The following is a 17,334-nucleotide window of genomic DNA, read 5'->3' as shown; positions in this document are numbered from 1 at the left end:
GCGGTGAGCTAGATCCTGTTTCAAGAATACAAGCCTTGGAATCGTATGGCGCTTTGCTGAATATAAGCAGAGGTTATGGGTATCTGTCCCCCATTATTCTGACCAGGGATGATGGTGGGGAATATAGCGTTAAAAAGTAGAACTTTGCCGCCATACAGAGAGGAAGAAATGGATTTTTCAGAACAGCTACAGAGTCTATCCAAGAAAATTGCTCAACAGTCATCGATGATCACGACTGAAGAAGCGACCAAAAATGCCTTTGTCATGCCGTTTCTCAACCGCGTTCTCGGTTACGATGTCTTTGACCCCACCGAGGTAATCCCTGAGTTCACCGCAGACACCGGTATCAAAAAGGGAGAAAAGGTTGACTATGCCATCCTCAAGGATGGTCAAGTTCAAATTTTGGTTGAATGTAAAAAATACAGTGAAAAACTGTCTGCAAAGCACTCAGGTCAACTCTTCCGTTATTTCTCGGTAACCAATGCCAGAATTGGCATTCTCACTAATGGCGCTCAATATGAGTTTTATACCGACTTGGATGCGCCGAATAAAATGGATGAAAAACCTTTTCTGACACTTGATCTTGAGGACATAGATGAGCATGTAGTTCCTGAGGTATTAAAACTGACTAAAACAGCTTTCGATGTTGAGTCAGTTGTTGATGCAGCTGGAGAACTTAAATATCTTAGCCAGATAAAGAAACTACTTGCTGAGCAGTTCGCCTCTCCAGAGGAAGATTTTGTCAAATTTTTTGCGTCTCGAATTTATGATGGTGTACTTACTGCCAGGGTAAAACAGTCGTTCACGGATATCACCAAGAAAGCTCTGAATCAGTTCCTCAACGATAGCATCAATGCCAGATTGAAATCTGCAATAGGTAACAGTGTCAGCACCTCGTCTGTCTCATCAGCCTCAGAGAGTGAGCTACCGAATGACAACAGTGAAAATGATAACAACAAAGAAAAATCTAGAGTAGATACAACTATTGAAGAAATGGAAGCATTCAACGTTGTAAAAGCTATTCTCAGACAGAAATTTGATGTTGCTAGAATTGCGCCGAGGGATACCCAGAGTTATTTTGGGATTCTGCTTGATGATAATAACCGAAAACCACTTTGCAGATTACATTTTAACTCTCGCCAAAAGTATATAGGGCTGTTTGACGCTGAAAAGAAAGAAACTAGACACCCGATTGACTCAATAGATGAAATTTTCACTTTTGCAGATCAATTACTTCATACAACTGCTGTCTACGAATAATCCTGCTATTAGGGGGAGATTCCTCCCCCTTTAATTCAAAATACAAATATCAGTCACCTTATTTAAATCAGGCCGTGATCCATCACAGTCTCCACCAGCACCTTGTTGAAGCGCCGATAGCCCTGCTCATCGAGCGGGGCCGGATAGCTCAGCACCCGCAGCGCATGGCCTTGATAATCCGGCTGATAGGGCGGGTGCACATGGTCATGCTCGCTCAGGCAAAAACCCAGCGACTGGTAGAAGCGCAGCCGGCGCAGGGCGATCTCGTCCTCTGGCGGGTCTATCTCCAGGATGACCGGACGCCCCGCCGTCTCGCAGAAGGCGGCAAGCAGGCGTGAGCCGTGGTTCTGGCCGCGCAGGGCCGGGTTGATGGCGAGGTGTTCGATGTAGATCTGCTCGCCGCAGTCCCACCAGAAGATAAAGCCGAGCAGCTGCTCGCCCTGATAAAAGAGCTGACAGTGAAAGCGGGAGTCTCCCATCTTGAGCTCTTGATGCTACGGCTGGCGCTGTTCGTAGCGGGGAAAGCTGCTGCCGTAGATCTGCCAGACCAGCGGCCAGTCCGGATGGGATGTCTCTCTTGCGATTTCACTTCGACTCATTCATCTGCTCCTTGGTAAAACCACAGTGATACCATCTTTGTCCAGCCCAAACACCCCTCTCTTTCGCTACCGACGCCGGCAGCATCCCGCTTAAACACCTTGCCAGGCAGCGACCCACAATGCACAGAGCCCGCACGGGGCGGGCTCTGCATGGCGATAACACGAAAGGCCGGGGCTATTTGAACAAGCCCTTGAGCAGCTGATCGGCCACCCCCTTCACCCCTTCGTTGTCGGCCTTGTCGCCCAGCAGCTTCTTGAGACCGCGCTCGGCCTCCTTGCGGGCCTTCTCCTCCAGCAGCTTGTTGTTGCTGAGCAATTCCTTCACGTCGAGCCGGTAGCTCGGCGCCTGCCAGTGGCCGCCGATGCGCACCGGTATGGTGATGTCCTTGAGCTCGTCCACGCTCTTGCCCCCCTGCCCCTTGCTGCTCTCCACCACAGAGGTGAGGAACAGGAAGTCGAGGGTCTCCGGCACCAGGGCGGTCTGGCCCTGCCCCTTCACCCGCAGGGCGGGGGCAAACAGCTGGATGTCGTCGCTCCTGGCAACCCCGTCGGCAATCCGGAAGCTGGCGGTGAGGGCGCTGAAGTCGGTCTTGCGCACCTCCTTCACCTGATCCGCCCCCTTACCAGTCAGGGTCGCTCGCGCCTCGCGGATCATCTCCGCCAGGTTGATGCCGTGCAGGGCACCGTCGCTCAGCCTGAGGCTCACCTTGCCCTGCATCCGGCTGCGCAGCGCCTGCTCGGAGAGTCCTGAGCCCTGCGCCTCCACCTCCAGATCCCCCTTGCCTTCCAACAAATCGGTCTGGGCCAGGGTCTGCAGCAGCGGCCGCACATCGACCCCCTGCACCCGCTTGTGCACCTGATAGCGAGCCGGCTGCTGACGGGCATCGAGCACGCCGCTGGCGGTCACCTGACCACCGGCCACGCCGGCGCTGAACTGCTTGAGGGTGAGCTGGCCACCGGCCAGGGCCAGCTGCAGATCGACGGCGCTCAGATCCAGCCCCTTCAGTCGCAGGCTACCCAGTTGCAGCCGGCCCGCCAGGTCCACCGCCTTGAGGGCGGTCAGATCCGGTTCGGCCGTGGAGAGCGCCTTGGCGGCGGGCGCGACGGTCTGTACCGGCGCCCCGGCCGGCGCTGCGGCGCCCGAGGTGGCGGCCACAGGTACAGCCTTGGCCGGCTGACCGAGCCAACTGTCCAGGTCAAGCTTCTCCCCCTTCAGGTCGAACCCTACCCTGGGCACGGCGCCCAGCTGCACGCTGCCGTTGCCGCTCAGCAGAGCGTCATCCACCCCCATCACCAGGTTGCTGAGGGTAACGGCCTGTTTGCCCAGCTCGGCGCGGGCAAAGCCCGCCAGCTTCACCTGCATCTGCGGGCGCGGCAGGGCATCGCCGCTCAGCTTGGCGGCCAGCACGGCATCCGATATCTCCAGCAGTTGCCGGTTCTCATCGAGCCGCGCCTTGAGAGTTCCCTCCAGCGTACCGGCCAGGGCCGGCTTGTCCGCCGCTCCCTGTGCCCCCTGCAGACTGAGGGTGAGGCTGCTCCACTGCCCCAGTGCCAGCCGGTCGGCCTTGAGGGAGAAGGCATCCAGCCGCTGGGTCGGTTCGCTCAGGCTCCCCGCCAGCGCAACCTCTTTCAGCTCGCTGCGGCTGGCATCGGGCGCCAGCTTGAGCTGAGCCGACCCCTTGAGATCAAACGCCAGCTCACCCTGGGCCCCCTTGGCGGCCAGGGTCACCGGCACCCATTGATCGACCGCCAGCTGGCCCAGGTTCAGGTCCAGCTGTTCGAGGCGGGAGACGGTGCCGTTGCGATCGTCCTGCAGCAGGGCGCTGGCCTGTTGCAACTCCACCCCTTGCAGGCTGATCTGCCAGGGCTGCTTGTCACTGGCGGGCGGGGGCGTCGTTGCGGCAGGCTCGGAGGTCGTCGCCTCCCCCTTGGGCTCGGCGGAGGCCCTGAGCAGATCGCTCAGGTTGGAGCTGCCGTCAGCCTTGGTCTGGATAAACAGATGAGCGCCGCTCAGGGTCACCTTGCCGATCTCAAGCTTGTGGGAGAGCAGCGGCAGCAGGCCCACCGAGGCCTCCCCGCGCGCGAAGCGCACCAGGTCGGGCTCGGCAAAGCCGGCGGGGTTGCGCAGCGCCACCTGCTCGAGGGAGAGGCCGAGGCTTGGCCAGAAACGCCAGCCGATCGCCCCTTGTATCACCAGCTCGCGACCGGTGCTCTTGCGCACCTGTTCCACCAGCTGGGGCTTGAACTGATTGGGATCGATGAGGGACACCAGGGCGGCGATGGCCACCACGGCCGCCAGCGCCAACCCCAGCAGGATGTAGATGATCTTCTTCACGATGGACTCCTTGAATGCGGATCTTGTTGCTGACTATACCACCGGGGGGATGACAGATGGGGCCCGTCTGCCAAAACGGGCCAGCGGCGAGACAGGGATGGTCGCAGCTAGTCCTGCCAGCGCAAGCCTTCCAACGCGCGGCAATGAAAAGGGCCCCGCAGGGCCCTGATGATAGTGGATGGCTGGCACCCGTCTCGCCCGGATCAAGGCTGACGCGGCAACTGCTGATAGCCCATCTCGTACAGGGTGAAGGCATAGATGTCCGCACTCTGCTCGATAAGCTTCGCCACCGGCGTGCCCGCCCCGTGCCCGGCATTGGTCTCGATGCGGATGAGCTGGGGATGGGGGCCGGCATTGTCGGCCTGCAGGGTGGCGGCAAACTTGAAGGAGTGAGCCGGCACCACCCGATCGTCGTGATCCGCCGTGGTCACCAGGGTCGAGGGGTAGCTGACCCCTGGCTGCACCTGGTGCAGCGGCGAGTAGCCCTTCAGGTAGTCGAACATGGCCTCGCTGTCGGCGCTGGTGCCGTAGTCATAGGCCCAGCCCGCTCCGGCGGTGAAGGTGTGGTAGCGCAGCATGTCGAGCACCCCCACCGCCGGCAGAGCGACCCGCATCAGATCCGGCCGCTGGGTCATTACCGCCCCCACCAGCAGACCGCCGTTGGAACCACCGCGGATCGCCAGCCGCTCGGTGCGGGTGTAGCCCTCGGCCTTGAGATACTCGGCCGCGGCGATGAAGTCGTCGAACACGTTCTGCTTGTTCATCCTGGTGCCCGCCAGGTGCCAGGCCTGGCCGTACTCGCCGCCCCCGCGCAGGTTGGCCACCGCATAGACGCCCCCCAGATCCAGCCAGTTGGCCACCGACACGCTGAAGCTCGGAGTCAGGCTCACGTCGAAGCCGCCATAGCCGTAGAGGATGGTCGGGTTGCTGCCATCGAGTTTCAGCCCCTTGCGGTAGCTGATGATGAGCGGCACCCGGGTGCCATCCTTGCTCTGGTAGAAGCGCTGCTCGGAGACGTAATCCTCCGGCTTGAACGGCGCCGCCGAGGCGCGATAGAGGCTGATGGCGCCGCTCTTTGGCTCGAACCGGTAGAGCGTGGGCGGCTGGGCATAGTTCTCGAAGCCGAAGTAGAGGGCGGGATCATCGTGCTTGCCGTTGAAGCCGCTGACGCTGCCAAGGCCGGGCAGCGCCACCTCGCGCACCCGCTTGCCTTCGTAGTCGAACTGCTCGACCCGGGCGGTGGCATCCACCATGTACTCGGCGAACAGGTAGCCGCTGCCACTGTGCACCGTCAGCACCTGCTGACGCTCGGGGATCAGATCCCGCCAGCGGGCCGGTCCCGGGTTGGCGGCATCCACCGTCACCAGCCGGCGGTTGGGGGCGTCCCGGTTGGTCAGCAGGTAAAGGGTGCTGCCCTGGTTGTCCACCAGGCTCACGTCCGCATCCAGATCCCCCTGCACCGTCAGCAGCGGCGCGTTCTCCTGGCTCAGATCCTTCACATAGAGGCGGTTGCCGGAGGTGGAGTTCGCCGCCGAGATAAGCAGGAAGCGATCATCTTCGGTGACGGTCGCCCCCACGTAGCGGTGGTGCTGGGCCGGGATGGCGCCAAACACCAGCCGGTCATCCTCCTGCGCCGTGCCGAGCCGGTGGAAATAGACCTTGTGCTGATCGGTCCTGGCCGACAGCTCGCTGCCATCCGGCTTGTCGTAGCTCGAGTAGAAGAAGCCCTCGTTGCCGAGCCAGCTGATGCCGCTGAACTTCACATCCTTGAGGGGCGCCTCCAGCGGCTGCTTGCTCTCTACGTCCATCAGATGGATCTCGCGCCAGTCGCTGCCGGCCAGCGACAAGGAGTAGGCCAGGATGCGGCCATCGCGGGAGAAGCTCAGCTGATCCAGCGCCGTGGTGCCGTCGGGGCTGAGGGTATTGGGATCGAGGAACACCTCGGCCGGCTTGCCCTCCTGCTGGCGCCACAGCACGTTCTGGTTCTGCAGGCCGTCGTTCTTGAAGAAGTAGTGGTAGCGCCCCTCGCGAAACGGCGCCCCCTCCTTGGCATAGTTCCAGGAGGCGGCCAGCTTCTCCTTGATGGCGGCGCGATACGGGATCTGTGCCAGGTAACCCTGAGTCACGGCGTTCTGGGCCTTGACCCAGGCCTCGGTCTCGGGGCTGCGATCATCCTCCAGCCAGCGATAGGGGTCGGCCACGGCCTGGCCGAAGTAGTGATCCACCTGCTCACCCTGACGGGTGACGGGGTAGTGAAGGCGCGCTTTCCCTGACATGGCATCCTCTTTGGTTGACTGGCCACTGCATGCACACAGCAGTGACAGGGCCAGCAGGCTGACAATGGCTCGCATCGATGCGGCTCCCTGCGATTTCGGGTGAAGCGGGCAGGTTAGCAAAGAGTGCCGGACGGCCCAACCCCCCAGCGGGTGACCAGGCGACATGAACGGGCAACCGCCACAACCCTGACCAATCGGAGTCATATGAATTTTTTCGCTTAGGTTTGCCAGTTTATTTTGTTTGTTATCCGGCACTTGGGTCACAGGATGGAATAAGCGACTGACCATCTCGACTCATTCAGGATAAAGCATGCCGTACAGCTACCTATCACATCTGCGTTGCAGCAAGACCGGCGAGATTGTGGATGCCGATCAGCCCCAGCAGCTGAGCCCGGTCGGCGCCCCCTTGCTGGCCAGCTACGATCTCGAGGCCCTGAAGCAGGCCTGGCATCCAGCCGCCCTGCTGGGGCGCCCCGCCAGTCTGTGGCGCTACCACGAGCTGCTGCCGGTGCGCGACCCCGCCCAGGTGGTCACCCTGGGGGAAGGCTTCACCCCGCTGTTGCCGCTGCCGCGTCTCGGCAAGCAGGTCGGCATTCCGGATCTCTGGATGAAGGATGAGAGCCTCACTCCCACCGGCTCCTTCAAGGCCCGCGGCGCCGCGGTCGGCGTCTCCCGCGCTCGCGAACTCGGCGTCACCCACTTCGCCATGCCCACCAACGGCAACGCCGGCGCGGCCTGGGCACTCTACGGCGCCCGCGCCGGCTTGCGCAGCACCATAGTCCAGCCCCAGGCGGCCCCCGCCATCACCCGGCTGGAGAGCGCCCTGGCCGGTGCCCGCCTCTATCTGGTGGACGGCCTCATCAGCGACGCCGGTCGCCAGGTGGCCGAGGCGGTGGCGCAGCAGGGGCTGTTCGATGCCTCCACCCTCAAGGAGCCCTATCGCATCGAGGGCAAGAAGACCATGGGGTTTGAAATCGCCGAGCAGCTCGGCTGGACTCTGCCGGACGTGATCCTCTACCCCACCGGTGGCGGGGTCGGCCTCATCGGCATCTACAAGGCGCTGCGGGAATTGCAGGAGCTGGGCTGGGTGCAGGGACCGCTGCCGCGCCTGGTGGCGGTGCAGGCGAGCGGCTGCGCCCCCATCGTCCAGGCCTGGCAGCAGGGGGAGCGCGAGTCGCGCTTCTGGCCCGACTCCCAGACCCTGGCGTTCGGCATCAACGTGCCCAAGGCGCTGGGGGATTTTCTGGTGCTGGACGCCCTCTATCGCACCGAGGGCTGCGCCGTCGCGGTGGAAGACGGCGCCATCCAGCGCGAGCTGCGCCAGCTCGCCTCCCAGGAGGGCTGCTTCATCTGCCCGGAAGGGGCGGCCGCCTTCGCCGCCGCCCGCCAGCTGCGGGAAGCGGGCTGGATCCAGGGAGGCGAGCGGGTGGTGGTGCTCAACACCGGTGCCGGCATCAAGTACCCGGACGCCATCACGGTCGTGCCCCAGCGGCTGCGCCGCGACGGGAGGATCCCGGCATGAGCTTCGACTGGTCCTTTGTTCTCACCACCCTGCCGGCGTTCGGCCAATCGGTCTGGGTCACCCTGCAGCTCGGCGCCATCGTGATCCTCACCTCGCTCGCCGTGGCGCTGCTCAATGTGACGCTGCAAAGCCTGCATCGGCCTTGGCTGAACGGGGTGATCCGCGCCTATGTGGAGCTGGCCCGCAACACGCCGCTCCTGATCCAGCTGTTCTTTCTCTACTTCGGGCTGCCGGCGCTCGGCCTGTCGCTGTCGGGCTTTGCCACGGCGGTGATCGCCATGACCTTCCTCGGCGGCGGCTACCTGACCGAGGCGCTGCGGGCGGGCATTCAGGCGGTCCCCCCCAGCCAGCTGGAGGCCGGGCGAGCCATCGGCCTCTCCCGCTGGCAACTGCTGCGCCACGTGCAGTTGCCCCAGGCCTGGCTCGCCAGCCTGCCGGCGCTGTTTGCCAACTTCATCTTCCTCTTGAAAGAGACCACGGTGGCCTCGGCGGTGGCGGTGCCGGAGCTGCTCTACACCACCAAGAACTACATCGCCCTCTACTACAAGACCTACGAGATGCTGGCGGTGCTGACCTTGATGTGCGTGCTGATCTTTCTGCCGCTGTCCCTTGCCCTGCGCGTCGTTGAAAGGAGGCTGCAACATGGTCAGTTCGGTCACTGAATCGCTGATGCAGGCATCGATCGTCCTGCTACCGCTATCACTCGTCACCGAGGTGCAGGAAAGGAGGGATCAATATGGTCAGTCCGGTCACTGAGCCACTGATGCAGGCATCGATCGTCCTGCAGCCACCGTCACTCGTCACCCATGCACCAGAAAGGAGGGGTCAATATGGTCAGTCCGGTCACTGAGCAGCTGACGCAGGCGCTGCCGCTGCTGGCGGTGGGCGCAGGTCAGACCCTCGCCATCTCGCTGCTCGCCATCCTGTTCGCCACCCTGGGCGGAGTCGGTTACGGCGTGCTGGCCCAGCAGGGGGGAAAGCTGACTCGGGGAGTGTTGCGGGTCTATCTGGAGCTGTTTCGGGTGGTCCCCGTGCTGGTCTGGCTCTACCTCTTCTTCTTCGGGCTGCCGATCTTCTTTGGCGTAGACATCCCGGCCTTCTGGTGCGCCGTGCTGGTGCTGGCCCTGTGGGGCGCCAGCGAGGTGGGTGAAGTGGTGCGCGGCGGTCTCAAGTCCCTGGCTCGTGGTCAACAGGAGGCCGGGCTGGCGCTCGGGCTCTCGACCTGGCAGCTCTATCGCCACGTGCTGCTGCCCCAGGCGCTGCAACGGCTGACGCCGCCGACCATCAACATCTACACCCGCATCATCAAGACCAGCTCGCTGGCGGTGCTGATCGGGGTGGTGGAGGTGATCAAGGTGGGCCAGCAGATCATCGAGCGCACCTATGGCTCGCTGCTTATCTACGGTCTGCTGTTCCTGTTCTTTTTTCTGGTCTGCTATCCGCTCTCGCTCGCCTCGCGCCGGCTGGAGCAACAATGGGGTAATGCGGTATGACACCTCTGCTTGAGCTCAATGCTGTCAGCAAACAATTCGGCCAAAACCGGGTACTGGACGAGGTCAGCCTCACGGTGAACCCCGGGGAAGTGATCGTCATCCTGGGGCCGAGCGGCTGCGGCAAGAGCACCTTGCTGCGCACCCTCAACGGGCTCGAACCCATTCAGGGGGGCGACATTCGCTTCGATGGAGAGCGGCTGGATGCCAGTACCGACTGGCAGCGGCTGCGCCAGCGCATCGGCATGGTGTTCCAGAGCTATCACCTCTTCCCCAACCTGACGGTGCTGGAGAACGTGCTGCTCGGCCCCCTTCAGGTGCAAAAACGGGAGCGGCAGGAGGCCCTGCTGCAGGCGGAACAGCTGCTGACCCGCATCGGCCTGTGGGAGCGGCGCCACGACTATCCGCGCCAGCTCTCCGGCGGCCAGCAGCAGCGCATCGCCATCGTGCGGGCGCTGTGCATGAACCCGCAGGTGATGCTGTTTGACGAGGTGACCGCTGCGCTGGATCCCGAGATGGTGCAGGAGGTGCTGGAGGTGATCCGCGATCTCGCCGGCAGCGGCATGACCCTGCTCATCGTCACCCACGAGCTGGCGTTCGCCCAGGCGGTGGCGGATCGCATCGTCTTCATGGACGGCGGCCACATCCTGGAGCAGGCCGCCCCCCATCAATTTTTCGAGAACCCGCGCAGCCAGCGTGCCCGCCAGTTCCTCGCCAAGTTTTCTTATACAAATGTCATCAAACGAAAGGAGTCAGCATGAAAAAAATCACCTCGGTTCTGTTCAGTGCCCTGTTGGGACTGGGTCTCGCCAGCGGCGCCGCCCATGCGGCGGACGGTTCCCTCGACAAGATCAAGGCCCGCGACAAGCTCATCGTCGGCGTCTTCACCGACAAGCCCCCCTTCGGCTATGTGGACGAGAAGGGCAACTACGTCGGCTTTGACACCGACCTCGGTCGCCGTTTCGCCAAGGACCTGCTGGGGGACGAGAACAAGGTCGAGTTCGTGGCGGTGGAGCCCGCCAGCCGCATCCCCTTCCTGCAGAGCGACAAGGTGGATCTGATCCTCGCCAACATGACGGTCACCCCGGAGCGGCGGCAGGTGGTGGACTTCACCAACCCGAACCTGCGAGTGGCGGTACAGGTGCTGGTGCCTGAAGGGAGTCCGGCCAAGAAACTGGATGATCTGGCCAGCAAGACCCTGATCGTCACCACCGGCACCACGGCCGACATCTGGCTGACCCGCAACCACCCGGAGTGGAAGGTACTCAAGTTCGAGAAGAACACCGAATCTTTGCAGGCGCTGGCCCAGGGCCGTGGTGACGCCTATGCCCAGGACAATCTGGTACTGTTCAGCTGGGCCAAGGAGAACCCGGGCTATCGGGTGCTGCCCGAGAAGCTGGGCTCGGAAGACCCCATCGCGCCGGCGGTGAAGAAGGGCAATATCGAGCTGCGGGACTGGGTCAACGACCGTCTCGCCAAGCTGGGGGAAGAGAAGTACCTGCTGAAACTCTACGACCAGTATGTGCGCGACAAACTGAGCGCCGATACCGATCCCAACGACGTGATAGTGGAAGGAGGCAAGTGGCAGGGCTGAGCCTGCCAGAAGTGCTGAGAGTGTGATGTGTGTGAAATCTTGGTTCCGTTGGTCCGCAAACCGCAAGGTTTGACCTTTCAGGCGTCCCCCTCGGGTGGCGCCTTTTTTTCGCATGAGAAAAAGAACCGGGCCAGGGGCCCGGTTGAAAACCCGCGCAGAGCAGGCTGTGTCACGTCGATGACACGGTTCAGGCTGCCGGACTGGCACAGAGTGCCGTCCGGCCAACTCGCCAGGCCACCGAGGCGGGATGAGCCCTCGGCAACGCCGGCGAATGAGGTGGCGCCGCAGGCGCCGAAGAGAGAGCCTACTCCCGCTCCAGTGCGTGGATGGGGTCCATCCGCGCCGCCCGCCGCGCCGGGAAGAAGCCAAACAGCACGCCAATGAGGCTCGAGCAGAAGAAGGCCATCAGCACGGCGTCCAGGGAGTAGCTCAGGGTGAACTGGCTGCTGAAGTGCTCGAACAAGACGCCGACCAGCAGAGAGAGCAGCACCCCGGCCGCCCCGCCCAGCAGGCAGACCAGCACCGCCTCGATCAAGAACTGCTGCAGTATGTCGCCGGTTCTGGCACCCACCGCCATCCGCACGCCTATCTCGCGGGTGCGCTCGCTCACCGATACCAGCATGATGTTCATCACCCCGATGCCGCCCACCACCAGGGAGATGAGCGCAATCATGGCGATCAGCAGGGTCAGGGTGGCATTGGTGCTGGTGATCGCCTGGCGGATGCTGTCGGTGTTGAGCACGAAGAAATCCTGAGCGCCGTGCCGCTCACGCAGCAAGCGATTGATGCCATCCTCGGCGGCGGCCAGCGCCACCTCGTCCTGCACCCGCACGCTGATGCTGCGCAGGTGGCTCTGGCCCAGCATCCGCGTCATGGCCGTGGTGTGGGGGATCCAGACGTTGAGATTCTCGTCGCTGCCAAAGCCGCTCTGGTTGCGGGCCACCACCCCGATCACCCGGCACGGCAGGCTCCCCAGCAGGATCACCTGACCGAGCGGCGACTCCCCCGCGGCGAACAGGCGCGCCTGACTGTTCTCGTCGATCACCACCTCCTGCGCCAGAGCGCTCACGCTGGCGGCATCGAACAGCATGCCCTGCAGCAGTCGGTAGCCACGCACCTGGAAGAGCTGCTCCCCCACCCCGTTCACCGAGCCCAGCACCGCCTGGCTACCCCGGCGCAGGGTGACGCTGGTGGCCAGACTGGGGGTCACGCTGTGCACATAGCCGAGCCCGGCGAGGGCCTCGGCATCCTCCACCCTGAGGGTCTGGACCGCCTCGGCCCGCCGATCGCCGAAGCCGCTGCCGGGGAATATCTCCAGGGTACTGGTGCCCATGGCATTGATGTTGGCCAGCACCTGCTGCTGGGAGCCACGCCCCAGCGCCACCACCGACACCACGGCGGCGATACCGATGATGATGCCGAGCATGGTGAGGAAGGTGCGCATCCGCTGGGCCCGCATGGCCAGCAGCGCCATCTTGAAGGCGGCGCCGAGCCGCCCGGCCAGACCACCGCGCCCTCCTGTGTCGGTACGGGGAGTGGTGGGCGCAGGGGACGGCGGTGTCGGCTGGCGACGACGGTCGGCCACCACCGCCCCGTCTTTGAGCTCGATGATCCGCTCGGCCTGTTCGGCGATCGCCATGTCGTGGGTCACCAGCACCAGCGTGTGGCCCTGCCGATGCAGCGCGCCCAGGATGTCGAGCACCTCGGCCCCGCTCTGGCTGTCGAGGGCACCGGTCGGTTCGTCCGCCAGGATCACCTGACCGCCATTGATGAGCGCGCGGGCTATGCTGACCCGCTGCTGCTGGCCGCCGGAGAGCTGGCTCGGCTTGTAGTCGAGCCGGCTGCCGAGCCCGAGCCGCTGCAGCAGGCTCTCGGCCCTCGCCTTGCGCGCGTCGCCGGCCAACCCGGCATAGAGGGCAGGCAGCGCCACGTTGTCGCGGGCACTGAGATCCCCCAGCAGGTGGTAGCGCTGAAAGATGAAGCCGAAGTGCTCGCGGCGCAGGGTTGCCAGTGCATCGGCCGTCAGCCGGCCCGTCTCCCGTCCGGCCACCCGATAGCTCCCCTCGCTCGGCTGATCCAGGCAGCCCAGAATATTGAGCAGGGTCGACTTGCCGGAGCCGGAGGCACCGACGATGGCCACCATCTCGCCTCGCGCTATGGTCAGGTCGATCCCCTTGAGCACCTCGACGCGCCGCTCCCCGTCACCAAAATGGCGGCGGATCCCGCTCAGTTGCAGCAGTGGTTCCCTCATGGTCACATCCCCATCGGCGGGCCCATTCGCCCGCTCTGCTGGCTCTGGGCCGTCAACTGACTGACCACCACGGACTCCCCGGCGGCCAACCCCGCCAGGATCTGGGCATCCACCTTGTTGTTGAGGCCCACCTTCACCTGCCGCCATTGGGGCTGGCCCGCACCATCCACCACCTGCACCCTGTCACCGCTCAGGGCGATGGCCGGGATCACCAGGGCATTGTGCTCGGTCGCCAGCACTATGTGCACCTGGGCCGTCATGCCGATACGCAGGACCCCTTCAGGGTTCTCCACCTCGAACAGGCCGTGGTAGTAGACGGCCGTGCTGGTCGAACTGCTGCTGGTCGTGTCGTCGTTGATGGTGTCGGGGGCGGGCTCGATGGCGCGCAGACGGGCCTGGTAGCGCTGCTCCGGCGCCCCCAGCACGGTGAAATAGCTGGGCAGGCCGGCTTTCACCCTGATCACGTCCGCCTCCGAGATCTGCGCCTCCACCGTCATGGTGTCGAGTCGTGCCACCTTGACCATGGTCGGGGTGCTCTGCACCGCGTTGACCGTCTGCCCCTGCTCCACCGGGATCGCCACTATGGTGCCCGCCATGGGAGAGACGATGCGGGTGTAACCCAGATTCACCCGGGCCGTGTCCACCGCGATGCGGGCCTGTACCGCTTGCGCCGTCAGCGCCCGGATGTCGGCGCGGGTGGCCGTCAGGGTCGCCTCCGCACTGTCGTAATCGGCCTGGCTGCCCAATCCCCGAGCCAGCACCTTGCGCTGACGCTCGAAGACCAGCTGGTTGTTGCGCAGAGTTGCCCGGCGCGAGGCCAGCTGGGCCTGCAAGTTGTCGAGGGCGGCTTCGGCATCCTTGAGGGCGTTCTGCTGGGTGAGATCGTCGATCTCGACCAGCAGATCGCCCTGCTTCACCTCAGCCCCCAGCGCCACGTGCAGCGCCTTGATCTGCCCCGACACCTGCGCCCCCACGCTCACCAGCTTCTGGGCCTGCAGGGTGCCGTCGGCCAGCACGCTCTGCTCCAGATCCCGCCGCTCGACCGGTGTGGTGATATAAGAGGCGGTTGGTGCCGCAGTGGAAGGCAGCAACAGCCAGCCGGCACCGATCAACACCAGGGCGGGCAGCAGCAGGCGAACAACGAGGAGACGGGCACGGGCCATCGCGGATATCCTTGGCTGAAACAGAGGGTGAAACAGACCCGGGCAATCTACTCCAATGTCCGGTTAAGCCTCTTGCAGGGCAGTGTAAGGATTGCGTAAAAGCAGCTGTCAGGCGGGGACGGACACGGGAAAACTGCGCCAACCCGAGATGGAGAAGAGCGATGAAGATCCTGCTGGTGGACGATGATCTGGAGCTTGGCACCATGCTGAGCGAATACCTGGCTGGCGAAGGCTTTGCCACCACCCATGTGCTGACCGGCAAGAGCGGCGTGCAGCACGCCCTCTCCGGCAACTATGCCGCCGTGGTGCTCGACATCATGCTGCCCGATCTGAATGGCAGCGAGGTGCTGCGCCAGATCCGCCGCGACAGCCGGATCCCCGTCATCATGCTCACCGCCAAGGGGGACAACATCGATCGGGTGATCGGGCTGGAGATGGGGGCCGATGATTATGTGCCCAAGCCCTGCTACCCGCGGGAACTGGTGGCCAGGCTGAGGGCCGTGCTGCGCCGGGTCGAGCCTGCCCCCGCCCATCCGGGCAAAGAGCAGGGTCTGCGCCTTGGCGAACTGGTGCTCTCCCCCGCCAGCCGTCAGTGTCACTGGCAGGCGCAGCCGCTGGAGTTGACCGCCACCGAGTTCAACCTGCTGGAACTGCTGCTGCGATCCCCAGAGCGGGTAGTCAGCAAGGATGAGCTCTCCCTGCACGGGCTTGGCCGCCCGCGCGAGCCCTATGATCGCAGCGTCGACGTGCACATCTGCAATATCCGCCAGAAGCTGCAGGCCCTGGCGGGGGAAGCCGTCGGCATCGAGACGGTACGCAGCATAGGATACCGGCTGGCATGATCCTCAAGGGGCGCTTGTTCTGGAAGATCCTGTTCGGCTTCTGGTTCACCATCATCATGATGAGCCAGCTGCTGTGGGTGGCGTTCAGCCTCTATCGCCACGAAGGGCCGCCAGAGCAGCGGATGGCAAACCAGCTGGCCGAGCGTCAGCTGGCAACCGCCGCCAGCCTGTTGCAGCGGCAGGGACCGGCTGCGGTTGCGGCCCTGCAGGCCAGCTGGCCTGCCCGGGAACGAAGGCTGCTGCAGCTTGAACCGGTCGCAGCAGAGCCATCCACAACACAGGGCGGCCGTATCCTGCTGGGAGCCGATGGCCAGCACTACCGGCTCGACTACGACAGTGCCGGCCTGCAGCAGTTGCTGGCACCGCCCCAACCCCGCCGCAACTGGCTCAACATGCCGCCCCCCATGTGGTGGATCGGCGGACTCGGCGGCCTCTTCTTCAGCGCCCTGCTCGCCTGGCACCTGACCCGCCCCATGAACCGCTTCCGGCAGGGATTCGAGCGCCTCGCCCAGGGGGATCTGGCAGTGCGCCTCTACCCCGCCATGCGGCGGCGCCACGACGAGATCAGCGATGCGGCCCGCGACTTCGATGCCATGGCCGAGCGGCTGCAACTGCTGGTGGAGAGTCGCGAGCAGCTGCTGCACGACGTCTCCCACGAGCTGCGCTCCCCCCTTGCCAGGTTGCAGCTGGCCATCGGCCTGACCCAGCAGGATCCGGCCAGGATCGAGGGATCCCTCGAGCGGATCCAGCTCGAGACCCAGCGCATGGACAAGATGATCGGCGAACTGCTGACCCTCACCCGCGCCGGCCATGGCGAGCGGGACGGCGAGGAGTATTACGATCTGCAGGGGCTGGTCGACGCCGTGGTGAGCGATGCCCGCTACGAGGCGCAGCACATGGGCGTCGAGATAAAAACCTGGGTGGATGAGCCCCTAGAATACACGGTCTGCGGACAAGCGGAGCTGATCCGCCGGGCCCTCGACAACGTGTTGCGCAATGCCTTGCGCTTCTCGCAAGCGGGCCAGACTATCCGCCTGACCCTGATGCGGCAGGGCGACGAGTTTATCGTCGAGGTAGCGGATCAGGGGATGGGGGTGGATGAGAGCAAGCTCTCCAGCATCTTCGATCCCTTCGTGCGGATCGGCTCCCCTGCAGCAGGCAAGGGTTATGGACTGGGGCTCGCCATCACCCGCAAGGCGATCCAGGCCCAGGGCGGACGGGTCGACGCCAGAAATGGTGAAGAGGGCGGCCTGATCGTCACCCTCCACCTGCCGGGCTAGCAGCTTCCCCCTGTCATCACTGCTATCGGTTAGCCCCGCAGTCGCTGCAATTGACTGATGGCGGCGCCGGTAGAGCGGAAAGCAAACTCGGCAGGGGCAAGGCCGGCCAGCTTGCGCCATTCGCAGGCGGCCACATCGTCGGCTGCCACCACCAAAGGCTTGTCTGCCAACTCCAGCAGAAAGACGATGTCGCAGGTGTGATAGGTCACATCGTCATAGGGATAGACATTGGCATAGGAGCCCAGGTAGCGCGGCGTCTTCCCCGTCAGATCCAGCCCCAGCTCCTCCTTGAGCTCCCTCACCAAGGCTTCCTCCAGCGATTCGCCTGGATCGACGAAGCCACCTGGCAGATCCAGCAAGCCCCGGCCTGGATCCCGGGCCCGTACCGCGACCAGCAGCTCATCCTGCCAGCACAGCGCCACCATCACGGCCGACGCCACATTCTGGAAATAGTGAAAACCACAGCCACAGGCAAACTCTTTCTCGCTGCGCTGTTGCAGCGATCCGGAACCACAACGCGGACAAAACATAGGGGACTCCCATCTGACACCAAAGGCGCATTGTATGCCGAACTCCCTCCCTGATGGAAAGGGTTGAGGCACAACCCCCATGACGTGATAAATCAGCGGGATATAAAAGAGGGAGAGGGTGGCAATTCGGGGAAAGTGAAACGAAAAAAAGCCCAGTCTTTCGACTGGGCTTCTTAAGTAGTGGCGGAGCGG

13 protein-coding genes and 1 pseudogene are annotated in these 17,334 nt (G+C 63.6%); 8 read left to right on the top strand and 6 right to left on the bottom strand.

Features of this window, described 5'->3' with window-relative positions; genetic code table 11:
• Positions 1-168: 168 nt before the first annotated feature.
• A complete protein-coding gene (locus QLG02_RS20760; RefSeq protein ID WP_016349498.1) occupies positions 169-1,260 on the top strand; it encodes a type I restriction endonuclease in 1,092 nt (363 codons plus the stop codon).
• Positions 1,261-1,322: 62 nt separating this feature from the next.
• Here QLG02_RS20760 and QLG02_RS20755 read toward each other — a convergent pair.
• The 3 genes and pseudogenes from QLG02_RS20755 to QLG02_RS20745 all read right to left on the bottom strand — a co-directional run bounded on the left by QLG02_RS20755 (position 1,323) and on the right by QLG02_RS20745 (position 6,545).
• Positions 1,323-1,859: pseudogene (locus QLG02_RS20755) on the bottom strand (GNAT family N-acetyltransferase).
• Between the two features lie 175 nt (positions 1,860-2,034).
• Positions 2,035-4,194: an AsmA family protein gene (locus QLG02_RS20750; protein WP_282466029.1), complete on the bottom strand. Its 2,160-nt coding sequence runs from the start codon at positions 4,192-4,194 to the stop codon at positions 2,035-2,037.
• Between the two features lie 203 nt (positions 4,195-4,397).
• Positions 4,398-6,545, bottom strand: coding sequence for a prolyl oligopeptidase family serine peptidase (locus QLG02_RS20745; RefSeq protein WP_282466028.1), 2,148 nt, complete (start codon positions 6,543-6,545; stop codon positions 4,398-4,400).
• Between the two features lie 235 nt (positions 6,546-6,780).
• On the opposite strand from QLG02_RS20745, the gene QLG02_RS20740 reads away from it, so the two are divergent.
• The 5 genes from QLG02_RS20740 (at position 6,781) to QLG02_RS20720 (ending at position 11,076) form a co-directional block, all read left to right on the top strand.
• Complete coding sequence (locus QLG02_RS20740) at positions 6,781-7,992, top strand: threonine synthase (RefSeq protein WP_282466027.1); 1,212 nt, start codon at positions 6,781-6,783, stop codon at positions 7,990-7,992.
• Positions 7,989-8,654 carry an amino acid ABC transporter permease gene (locus QLG02_RS20735; RefSeq protein WP_011704716.1) on the top strand — a complete coding sequence of 222 codons (666 nt, stop codon included), beginning with the start codon at positions 7,989-7,991 and terminating at the stop codon, positions 8,652-8,654. The genes QLG02_RS20740 and QLG02_RS20735 overlap by 4 nt, the downstream gene beginning before the upstream one ends.
• A gap of 168 nt (positions 8,655-8,822) precedes the next feature.
• On the top strand, positions 8,823-9,485 hold the full coding sequence (locus tag QLG02_RS20730) for an amino acid ABC transporter permease (protein ID WP_282466026.1): 663 nt from the start codon (positions 8,823-8,825) through the stop codon (positions 9,483-9,485).
• Complete coding sequence (locus QLG02_RS20725; protein ID WP_113995501.1) at positions 9,482-10,243, top strand: amino acid ABC transporter ATP-binding protein; 762 nt, start codon at positions 9,482-9,484, stop codon at positions 10,241-10,243. The genes QLG02_RS20730 and QLG02_RS20725 overlap by 4 nt, the downstream gene beginning before the upstream one ends.
• Complete coding sequence (locus tag QLG02_RS20720; RefSeq protein ID WP_043160407.1) at positions 10,240-11,076, top strand: transporter substrate-binding domain-containing protein; 837 nt, start codon at positions 10,240-10,242, stop codon at positions 11,074-11,076. The genes QLG02_RS20725 and QLG02_RS20720 overlap by 4 nt, the downstream gene beginning before the upstream one ends.
• Before the next feature lie 304 nt (positions 11,077-11,380).
• On the opposite strand, the gene QLG02_RS20715 is transcribed toward QLG02_RS20720, so the two are convergent.
• Together QLG02_RS20715 and QLG02_RS20710 are read right to left on the bottom strand one after the other, a co-directional pair.
• A complete protein-coding gene (locus QLG02_RS20715) occupies positions 11,381-13,327 on the bottom strand; it encodes a MacB family efflux pump subunit (RefSeq protein WP_282466025.1) in 1,947 nt (648 codons plus the stop codon).
• A 2-nt stretch (positions 13,328-13,329) separates the two neighbouring features.
• Positions 13,330-14,490, bottom strand: a complete 1,161-nt coding sequence (locus tag QLG02_RS20710) for an efflux RND transporter periplasmic adaptor subunit (RefSeq protein WP_282466024.1) — start codon at positions 14,488-14,490, stop codon at positions 13,330-13,332.
• Between the two features lie 161 nt (positions 14,491-14,651).
• Between QLG02_RS20710 and QLG02_RS20705 the strand changes: the two genes are divergently transcribed.
• Both QLG02_RS20705 and QLG02_RS20700 read left to right on the top strand, forming a co-directional pair.
• Entirely contained in the window at positions 14,652-15,332 is a 681-nt protein-coding gene (locus QLG02_RS20705) for a response regulator transcription factor (protein WP_045529234.1), read from the top strand.
• Positions 15,329-16,612 carry an ATP-binding protein gene (locus QLG02_RS20700; protein ID WP_282466023.1) on the top strand — a complete coding sequence of 428 codons (1,284 nt, stop codon included), beginning with the start codon at positions 15,329-15,331 and terminating at the stop codon, positions 16,610-16,612. The genes QLG02_RS20705 and QLG02_RS20700 overlap by 4 nt, the downstream gene beginning before the upstream one ends.
• A 29-nt stretch (positions 16,613-16,641) precedes the next feature.
• On the opposite strand, the gene QLG02_RS20695 is transcribed toward QLG02_RS20700, so the two are convergent.
• Positions 16,642-17,142 carry an NUDIX domain-containing protein gene (locus QLG02_RS20695; RefSeq protein WP_282466022.1) on the bottom strand — a complete coding sequence of 167 codons (501 nt, stop codon included), beginning with the start codon at positions 17,140-17,142 and terminating at the stop codon, positions 16,642-16,644.
• Between the last annotated feature and the right edge of the window lie 192 nt (positions 17,143-17,334).

The organism is Aeromonas sp. V90_14 (assembly GCF_029967615.1).
Taxonomy (GTDB): Bacteria; Pseudomonadota; Gammaproteobacteria; order Enterobacterales; family Aeromonadaceae; genus Aeromonas; species Aeromonas hydrophila.
The sequence above is the reverse complement of the archived record's forward strand: the minus strand, read 5'-3'. Positions and strand labels throughout refer to the sequence as shown.